The sequence below is a fragment of the Fundidesulfovibrio sp. genome, from assembly GCF_058402725.1.
In genome coordinates this window covers 1-8,601 of the sequence record NZ_JBZVFJ010000141.1, presented here as the reverse complement: position 1 = coordinate 8,601, position 8,601 = coordinate 1, and the positions used below count along the sequence as shown (strand labels likewise).

General features: G+C 69.1%; 8 protein-coding genes and 1 pseudogene. 4 read left to right on the top strand and 5 right to left on the bottom strand.

What is annotated here, in order from left to right; genetic code table 11:
* The 5 genes from ACV4UX_RS15350 to ACV4UX_RS15330 all read right to left on the bottom strand — a co-directional run.
* Positions 1-363: amidase family protein (locus ACV4UX_RS15350; protein WP_491594157.1), on the bottom strand; the 363-nt coding region annotated here is incomplete at its 3' end.
* Between the two features lie 6 nt (positions 364-369).
* Positions 370-660 carry an Asp-tRNA(Asn)/Glu-tRNA(Gln) amidotransferase subunit GatC gene (gene gatC, locus ACV4UX_RS15345; protein ID WP_491594156.1) on the bottom strand — a complete coding sequence of 97 codons (291 nt, stop codon included), beginning with the start codon at positions 658-660 and terminating at the stop codon, positions 370-372.
* On the bottom strand, positions 657-1,706 hold the full coding sequence (locus ACV4UX_RS15340) for a hypothetical protein (protein ID WP_491594155.1): 1,050 nt from the start codon (positions 1,704-1,706) through the stop codon (positions 657-659). The genes gatC and ACV4UX_RS15340 overlap by 4 nt, the downstream gene beginning before the upstream one ends.
* Complete coding sequence (locus tag ACV4UX_RS15335) at positions 1,693-2,793, bottom strand: acyltransferase family protein (RefSeq protein ID WP_491594154.1); 1,101 nt, start codon at positions 2,791-2,793, stop codon at positions 1,693-1,695. The genes ACV4UX_RS15340 and ACV4UX_RS15335 overlap by 14 nt, the downstream gene beginning before the upstream one ends.
* On the bottom strand, positions 2,790-4,799 hold the full coding sequence (locus ACV4UX_RS15330) for a penicillin-binding protein activator (protein WP_491594153.1): 2,010 nt from the start codon (positions 4,797-4,799) through the stop codon (positions 2,790-2,792). The genes ACV4UX_RS15335 and ACV4UX_RS15330 overlap by 4 nt, the downstream gene beginning before the upstream one ends.
* A 189-nt stretch (positions 4,800-4,988) precedes the next feature.
* Between ACV4UX_RS15330 and ACV4UX_RS15325 the strand changes: the two genes are divergently transcribed.
* The 4 genes and pseudogenes from ACV4UX_RS15325 to ACV4UX_RS15310 form a co-directional block, all read left to right on the top strand.
* Positions 4,989-5,669, top strand: a complete 681-nt coding sequence (locus ACV4UX_RS15325; protein ID WP_491594152.1) for a C-GCAxxG-C-C family protein — start codon at positions 4,989-4,991, stop codon at positions 5,667-5,669.
* A 186-nt stretch (positions 5,670-5,855) separates the two neighbouring features.
* A complete protein-coding gene (locus ACV4UX_RS15320) occupies positions 5,856-7,289 on the top strand; it encodes a circularly permuted type 2 ATP-grasp protein (RefSeq protein WP_491594151.1) in 1,434 nt (477 codons plus the stop codon).
* A gap of 18 nt (positions 7,290-7,307) precedes the next feature.
* A complete protein-coding gene (locus ACV4UX_RS15315) occupies positions 7,308-8,285 on the top strand; it encodes an alpha-E domain-containing protein (protein ID WP_491594150.1) in 978 nt (325 codons plus the stop codon).
* A pseudogene (locus tag ACV4UX_RS15310) lies at positions 8,282-8,601 on the top strand (peptidase); the annotation flags it as partial. The gene ACV4UX_RS15315 and the pseudogene ACV4UX_RS15310, both read left to right, overlap by 4 nt.

The window sequence follows — 8,601 nt, the reverse complement described above, 5'->3', positions numbered from 1 at the left end:
GTTGGCCTTGCCCAGGAGAATCGCGCCGTGGGCCTTGAGGCGTTCGACGCTGGTGGCGTCGTAGAAGGGCGTGAAATTTTCCAGGATCCTGGAGCCGCAGGTGGTGGGCACGCCCTTGGTGCAGAGGGCGTCCTTGATGGCCATGGGCACGCCCCAGAGGGCCTTGGCGGGGTCGGGTCCCTGGCGGTCGAGGGCGGCGGCCGTCTCCAGGGCCTGTTCGGCCTGGACGGAGAGCAGGGCGTCCACGGTGGGTTCGGTGGACTGAATGCGCTCGAGGCATGCCTCGGTGGCCTGGACGGCGGTGATGTCGCGGCCGGCGAGGCGGTGGCGCAGTTCGTCGAGGGTGAGGTCGGTGATGCTCATGGGTGCTTATCCGGCGACGATTTTGGGGACCACGAAGAAGGTCCCGTCGGATTCGGGGGCCTGGGAGAGGATGTCGGCGCGCTGGAAGGTCTTGACGGCCACGTCCATGCGCAGGGGGGTGTCGTGCTCCACGGGGCCGTAGAGGGGTTCCACGCCCTGGGTGTCGCAGGCGGAGAGGGTGTCCATGTAGGAGAGGATGTCGCCCATCTGGGCGGCGAGGCGTTCGAGCTTGTCCTCGGGCAGGCGCAGGCGGGCCAGGGCGGCCACCCGGGCGGCTTGGTCCGGGGTGAATGTCATGAGCGGGCTCCTTGGTTTGCGGACGCGGTGTTAGTAGCGTTTGCGCCCTCGTACCGCAAGAGAGCGGGGCGTTGGAAAAAGGCGTGGAAGAACCATGCTCCCGCCGTGGCCAGGGTCAGGCTCAGGGCGTAGTGCAGGACAATGGCCCCGGGCGTGTGCAGCTCACCCTGAAGGAGCGACCGGGAGGCCCTGAAACCCCAGAGGCCGTGCACCAGGAAGAAGGGCAGGGCCACCCTGCCGTAGAAGGTCAGGGCCGGGTTCGCAAGCGTCCGCGCCAGGAGGCCGCTGGAGCACGACAGGTGCCGGGGAAGGGCGCAGGCGGCCAGAAGGGCCAGCCCGGCGCGGTGGGGCGCCGGGATGGGCGCAAGGCACCCGGCGAGCAGGAAACCGGCGAGCAGAAGTCCGGCCGAAGGCCTGCGCGGTGCGGGAAGGGCGGCCAGAAGGTAGCCTGCCGCCGCGCTGGCCCAGAAGCCTCCGTAGGGTGCTGCCGTACAAGTGAGCAGGATCGCTGCCCAGGAGAGCCGGGCCGGAAGCGTGCGGACCTGGGTCAGGCCGGAGGGGAGTGCCGGGAGCAGCACGGCGGAGCCGGTCAACGCCAGCAGGAACCAGCAGTCCCGGGGCAGCCCCGGTGGCGGGGCGATCATGGCCAGCGCGGGCAGCGTTTCGGCCCAGCCCGCCTGGGTGTAGCTGAGCAGGGGGAGCAGGCAGGCGAGGTAGGCCGGGTAGATGAGCCGGGTCGCAAGGAGGGCGCGTCCGAACGGGCGGCCGGGGAGGCCGCCCGGGTGCTCTGCGAGCCGACGCAGGGCGTGGCCGCAAAGAACCCCTGCCAATACGGCGGCCACCTCGCCGGGGGCCAGGACGTAGCGAACGGCCTCCAGCAGGGTTTCGATCCAGGCGTGGCCCTGCGAAATCCGCGAAATCTTGGCCGGGTCGAACTGCGCGTGGAAGCTCCAGTGGTAGTGCCAGAGCATGGCCAGCCCCAGGAGACCGGCCAGGGGGGGCTGGTCTTGAGGTATCCTTGCGGAGGCTGCTTCAGGGTGTGGCATGGCGGGGCTTCGTGAAATACGCGCGTTCCAGGTGGCAGAAGAGCAGGGCGGCCATGGCGAAGGAGAGGGTCAGCGTGAGCGCGTAATGGGCAGCCAGTGCTGCCAGGCTGTCGGGGACGCCGAAGAGGTTGTTGGCCAGGGGAAGGCCCCACTGGGTGTGGAGCATGAACAGCGAATAGCTCACCGCGCCCAGGATGCGCGGTCCCGTGCGGGAATACGGGGAGCGGTCGCGGTCGCCTTCCTGGGCAAGGATGGCCAGGAGCAGGGCCACGGCCACGTCGAAGGCCATGAAGTAGGCCAGGCCGAGGGCAGGCGAGAGGGCGGCCAGCGTCCCCAGTGCGTCGCGGGACCAAAGCCAGCAGCCTAGAGCGATCGCGCCCGTGCAGGGGAGCCACGTCCAGGAGGGAAGCCGGGCCAGCAGGGGGCGTCCCCTTGGGTCGTCGCGCAGCATGGCCAGCCCCACGCCCACGAAGAACCCGGCGAAGCGCCAGTCGGACAGGACGGGGTTGACGCGCAGCCACAGGCTGTTGGCCGTGAACAGCAGGCAGAGCAGCGTGAAGGAGGCCCATGGCGGCGAGCTCCTGTCGCGCGGCAGCAGGATGAGCCATAGGCCGCACAGGAGGTAGAAGTACATCTCGTACACCAGGGCCCAGGCCACGAAGGTGACCAGGCGCGAGCCGAAGAGGTCAAGGAAGAGGATGTTGTCGACAAACGTCTTCGCGTCGGCGTTGATCCAGACCAGGGCGGGCACGTTGACGGCCAGCACCACGGGCAGGAGGCGTTTGTACCGTTCCAGCAGGAAGCGTGTGAAGGTTGGGGTCCTGCGCGTCAGCGAGGTGTAGATGAGGAATCCCGACACAACGAAGAAGATGTCCACTCCGTGGGAGCCCGAGTGCAGGACGCGCAGGAACGCGTGAAGCGCTCCCCCAGGCTGGACGAAATAGTGGCTGTCGGCGAACTGGGCAAAATAGTGGACGTTGAAGACCATCAGGCAGGCCAGGCCCCGCAGACCATCCAGTCCCGGCACGGCGCGTCCGGCCAGGGCGAAGGGGTCGGCCACACGGGACATGCCGCGGTTGCCGATCACTGGGGCTTGGCGCGCAGTGCGTCCAGGCGTTCCTTGAACCCTTCCTTGTCCACCACGGCCAAGCCTTCCACGGAGGGGCGGAAGAAGAAGAGGTTCATGCGGGCGTGTCCGGAACCGTCCCAGGTGACGGGGGCCATGGACCACTCGATCTTGCGCGAGGCCTCGGCGAGGCGCTTGCTGATTTCCGAGGGCGCGGAGTCTGGCGGCACGGCCCCGGATGCGGCGGCCAGCCGCACGAAGTCGAAGCCGAGTGCGGCCCAGAAATCGGGTTCGCCCTGGTTGGCCTTGGCGAGCCCCGAGCGCAGTTCGGCCAGGGCCTTGGAGGGGTTCTGGGCCCAGAACGCGCCGGAACAGAAGGCGTAGCGGTAGTTGGCGGGATTGATCTGGGGCTTGGCGCTCCCGGCGGAGAGGGATTCGGCCCAGAGGTTGGGACCCAGCACCACGATCTGGTCGGCCTGGTAGAAGAGGAGCTGGCCGATGAGGTGGTCGGCGATCTGGAGCTTGTCGGGGATGAAGAGGGCCTCGAAGTCCGGGCGCACGGAGAAGCTCTTGCCGTCCACTCCCTTGGGCACGGCGCGCAGCATGGTCTTCACGATGTCGCCCCAGCGCGCGGCGTCGGCGGGCGGGTAGGGCTGGAGCACGGTGACCTCCGCGCCCCGTGCGTGGGCGGCGGCGGCGAAGGCGTCGGCCAGGCGCTTGCCGGTGGGGTCTTCGGGGTAGAGCACGCCGTAGCGCTTCACGCCTTCCTCCACAGGCACGGCCAGCACGGAGTGCACCACGTCTTCGGCGCTCCAGAAGAGCCGCCAGTAGTGCTTGCCCTCCTCGGCGTCGGGCAGGGAGGGGGTGAAGGAGAGGAACACCCGGCGGGAGAGCTCGCCGCTGGCCGGGAGGTTCTTGAAATAGGAGGCGTGCATGGGGCCGCCCACGATGGTCACGTCATGCGGCAGGGCAACGAGGTGGTCCACGTAGGAGGCGTCGTCGGTGTTGATGACGCGCAGATCCACCTGGACGCCCTGGGCGGCCAGCTGGGTCTTGGCGGCGTTGGCCCCGGCCAGGACCTTGGCGGCCAGGGCGCGCAGCTGTCCGGTCTGGGGCAGGAGCAGGGCCACGCCGAGGGAATCGGGCTTGAGGGCCGGGGCCTCGGGCGCGGAGGGCAGGGGGGCCTGTCCGGAGGTGGCGGCCGTCAGGCCCTGGGAGAGGATGCGCGCGGGCAGGTCGCGGTCGGCCAGGTCGGAGGAGCGGGCCAGACGCTCGGCGATGTCGCGCAGGCGGTCGCGTGCGGCCGGGTTGGCCGAGGCGGCGCGGCGTGCGTCCTCCAGGGAGACGAGGTTGTAGGGGAAGACGGCGGCGTTGGCCTCGTTGACCGAGGCCAGCAGGGAGGCCAGGCCCTTGGGATCGAGCTGCCCCAGCATGCGGGCGGTGTCGGCCTCGAAGGCGGCGCGCTCGGCGCGGTTGGGGGCCTTGGCGTGCTGGGCGCGCAGGAGGCGCGCGGCCTGCCCGCCCTGGTCGCGCGAGGCGTAGCGTTTGGCCAGCTCCACGCCCGCCGGGCCGGTGAGTTCGAAGGAGGCTCCGCGCATCTGGAGGAGCTTGGCCAGGTGCTCTTCGGCCTGGCGCTCGCGGCCCATGGCCGAGAGGGCCTGCACCGTGAGGCTGTTCCAGTTCCAGGTCGCTTTCGCCTTGGGGTCGGTCTGGCCCCAGTTGTCCAGGGCGTCCAGGGCCTCCTGGGCGCGTCCGAGGCGCAGGGCGCACTGGGCGATGCGTTCCAGGGCCGTGAGGCGCGCCTCGCGGGTGAGGGCCTGGCCCTGCATGATCAGGTTGTAGAGTTCCAGGGCCTTGTCGTAGCGGGCCTGGCTCCAGGCCTCGGCGGCCTTGGCCTGGAGGAGCGTCTGCTCCTGGGCCGATGTGGGCGGGGTGTCCTTGAACATGTCCATGCCGGAGCAACCGGCGAAGGAGAGGGCGAGGAGCAGAAGCAGCAGGGCGGCTGCGGCGCGGCGTGCGTTCGGCATGTCGGGTGAACCCCTTTGGTGGTCTCGGGAGAATGGAACATCATAGCCCCCGTGACGCATCAAATCAAGGCCGGGTCCGGGTCTCCCGGGCGGCGCGCTGGCGGGTATCGGCAGGGCCGATGCGCGGCGCGGGCGGGCATCGGGAATGAGAATTTGCCATTTGGGGCAGGGGCTGCCACAGCAGGAACAATGAAAGACGCTTTGTCCATCGCGCATCAGGCCGCGCAGCGGATTCCGCCCCGGGATCTCCCCCTGGCGGATTGCGGAGGCTGCGCCGACGCCCCGCCCGAGCAGACGTCCCCCGCGTTTCGGCGGGCCTTGCCGGAGCCTCCCCTTGCCGATGCGGCGGCCGAGGCCCTGGCCCAGGCCGTGGCGGAGCGCGCCCTGGCGCTTTTCGAGAGCCGGGAGATGTATTGCGCCGAGGCGGTGCTCTGCGCCCTGTCCGAGGGCCTGGGCGGCGGGCTGGAGCGCGAGAGCGCCCGGGGGCTGGCCATGGGTTTCGGCCAGGGGCTGGGCAAGGCCGGGTGCGTGTGCGGTGCGCTGGGCGGCGCGGTGATGGGGACCTCGTTCTTTCTCGCCCGGGGGCTGTCGCCGGACGCGGTGCGCGGGGCCTCGAAGCGCCTGCATGCGGCGTTTGCGGGGGCGCACGGGTCGAGCTGCTGCCGGGTGCTCACCCGCGCGGTGCGCAACGATCCGAAAGGGCATTTCCGTCAATGCGCCGGGTTCACGCGCCACGGGGCGCTCCTGGCCGCGCGCGCGGTGCTGGAGCGCATGCCGCGCCTGGCCACGGGGGCCGGTCTCGCGGCCGTGAGCCGTCGGCGCTCCCGCCTGGGCAGCCTGCTGCGCAGGCTGGCCGACCGCCTGGGCTGATTCTTATTTCTCACTGATATCCTTGGGATTGTTTCTTTGTCCACGCGCCCTGCGGCGGGGTATGGCGCGCCTTGCGGCGCGCCGGGGTGTTTCGTTTTGGAAAACATCGCCCGTGGGCGTTGACACATTTGGCGCGATGGGTCATATTCAAGACGGATTCACAATAATGTAAAAATTGGAACGGCGATGAAATTCACGGGATACGACCTGGGGCCTTTCCACGACGAGATGTTCGCCGCGCCCGGAACCCCGCGCGACGGCGCCCGCCTGCTCCTCGAAAAAATCGAATCCCTGCCCCCGGGCGAGCTCCTGCTCCGTCAGCAGAAGGCCGAGCAGACCCTCTACGACCTGGGCATCACCTTCACCGTCTACGGCCACCAGGAGGGCACGGAGAAGATCTTCCCCTTCGACGTGGTGCCCCGCGTGGTGGAGGCCCGCGACTGGGACAAGCTCGAGGTGGGCCTCAAGCAGCGCATCTACGCCCTGAACCTCTTCCTGGCCGACATCTACGGAGAGCAGCGCATCCTCAAGGACCGCGTGGTGCCCCGCGAGATCATCGAGACCGCCGAGGGCTACCTGCCCGCCTGCCTGGGCGTGAAGGCCCCCCACGGCATCTGGTGCCACATCACCGGAACCGACCTCGTGCGCGACGAGCACGGCGTCTTCCACGTGCTGGAGGACAACCTGCGCTGCCCCTCGGGAGTCTCCTACGTGCTGGCCAACCGCCAGCTCATGAAGCGCACCCTGCCCGAGGTGTTCGCCGCCTCCCGTGTGCGCCCCGTGGACGACTATCCCGCAAGGCTCCTGGATCTCCTCCTGCGCATGGCCCCCGAGGGCGTCACGCGGCCCACCGTGGCCCTGCTCACCCCGGGCATCTACAACTCGGCCTACTACGAGCACTCCTTCCTGGCCCTTCAGACCGGCATCGAGCTGGTGCAGGGGCAGGACCTCGTGGTGCAGGGCCGCCGCGTCTTCATGCGCACCACCAAGGGCCTCAAGCAGGTGGACGTGATCTACCGCCGCCTGAACGACGACTTCCTGGACCCCCTGGCCTTCCGCCCCGAGTCCCTGCTGGGCGTCCCCGGCATCATGGACGCCTGGCGCGCGGGCAACGTGAGCCTGGCCAACGCCCCCGGCACCGGCGTGGCCGACGACAAGGTGGTCTACGCCTTCGTGCCCGAGATCATCCGCTACTACCTGGGCGAGGAGCCCTTCATCCCCAACGTGCCCACCTTCCTCTGCTGGCGCGAAAGGGACAGGGCGCACGTGCTGGAGAACCTGGAGACCATGGTGGTCAAGGCCGCCAACGAGTCGGGCGGCTACGGCATGCTGGTGGGGCCAGCCTCCGACGCGGCCCAGCGCGAGGAGTTCGCCCGGCGCATCCAGGCCAACCCGCGCAACTACATCGCCCAGCCCGCGCTCATGCTCTCTCGCGCCCCGGTGATCGCGGGCGACCGCTTCGAGGGCCGCCACGTGGACCTGCGCCCCTACATCCTCCACGGCGGCGACGTGCAGGTGATTCCCGGCGGGCTCACCCGGGTGGCCCTCAAGAAGGGCTCCCTGGTGGTGAACTCCTCCCAGGGCGGCGGCAGCAAGGACACCTGGGTCCTCAAACACTAGACTCCAAAGGAAACCGCCATGCTCTCGCGCGTCGCCAACGCGGTCTACTGGATGAGCCGCTACCTGGAGCGGGCCGGCAATCTGGCCCGCTTCGTGGAGGTGAACTGGCACCTCACCCTGGACCTGCCCGGGGAGGGCGTGGACTCCTGGAGGCCCCTGATCCTGGCCAGCGGCGACCAGAACCTCTTCGAGGAGCGCTACGGCGACTGCGACGCCGCCTCGGTGATCACCTTCCTCTGCTTCGATCAGGACTACCTCAACTCCATCGCCTCCTGCCTCTGGGCCGCGCGCGAGAACGCCCGGGCCATCCGCGAGGTGATCCCCTACGAGATGTGGGAGCACCTCAACGTGACCTGCCACATGGTGCGCGACGCGGCCAAGCGCCCCCTGGACACCGTGGAAAACCCCTTCGACTTCTGCCAGGAGATCAAGCGGCGCGATTTCGTGCTGGGCGGCGTGGCCGAGGACGTGATGCTCCACGACGAGGCCTGGCACTTCGCGCGCATGGGCCGTCTGCTGGAGCGCTGCGACAAGACCTCGCGCATCCTCGACGTGAACTGCCACCGCATGCTCCCCGACGAGGGCGAGCACGGCCCGGGGTTCGATTCCATCCATTGGTCGGCCCTGTTGCGCGCCACCAGCGCCCTGGACGCCTTCCGGCGCTGCCGGGGACGCATCTCCCCGGCCAAGGTGGCCGAGTTCCTGCTTCTGGACCACGAGTTCCCGCGCTCCGTGCTCCACGGGCTCGTCCACGTGCAGGACTCGCTCCAGGCCGTCACGGGCTCGCGCCGGGGCTTCTTCTCCCACGAGAGCGAGCGTCTGCTGGGCCAGCTCTGCGCAGACCTTTCTTATCTGACCATCCAGGAAATCTTCGATCAGGGGCTGCACCGCTTCACGGACCGGCTCCAGACGCGCATGAACGCGGTGGACAGCCACCTCGGGCGCGAATTCTTCGGCTATCCCGGAGGGGAGCCGCAAACGCAGGTGGAACAATGACCTTTTGCCTTGGAATCACGGTGGAGGAAGGCCTGGTGGGCATCGCCGACACCCGCATCACCGCGGGCAACGAGATGACCACGGCCCAGAAACTGAGCACCTACGAAACCGGCTCCGGCGCGCTCTTCTTCATGACCTCGGGCCTGCGCTCCGTGCGCGACAAGGTGGTCACCTACTTCGAGGAGTTCCTGGAAACCTGCGCCCCTCCCGACAAGATCTACAAGGCCGTGAACACCCTGGCCGGAATCATCCGCCGCGTGGCCAAGGAGGACAAGGAATACCTCGACGAGTCGGGGCTGACCTTCAACATCCACGC

Bases quoted from the DNA above. Each gene is read 5' to 3' on its own strand.
- gatC (WP_491594156.1), bottom strand. From the start codon at position 660: ATGACATTCACCCCGGACCAAGCCGCCCGGGTGGCCGCCCTGGCCCGC.
- ACV4UX_RS15340 (WP_491594155.1), bottom strand. From the start codon at position 1,706: ATGCCACACCCTGAAGCAGCCTCCGCAAGGATACCTCAAGACCAGCCC.
- ACV4UX_RS15330 (WP_491594153.1), bottom strand. From the start codon at position 4,799: ATGCCGAACGCACGCCGCGCCGCAGCCGCCCTGCTGCTTCTGCTCCTC.
- ACV4UX_RS15325 (WP_491594152.1), top strand. From the start codon at position 4,989: ATGAAAGACGCTTTGTCCATCGCGCATCAGGCCGCGCAGCGGATTCCG.
- ACV4UX_RS15320 (WP_491594151.1), top strand. From the start codon at position 5,856: ATGAAATTCACGGGATACGACCTGGGGCCTTTCCACGACGAGATGTTC.
- ACV4UX_RS15315 (WP_491594150.1), top strand. From the start codon at position 7,308: ATGCTCTCGCGCGTCGCCAACGCGGTCTACTGGATGAGCCGCTACCTG.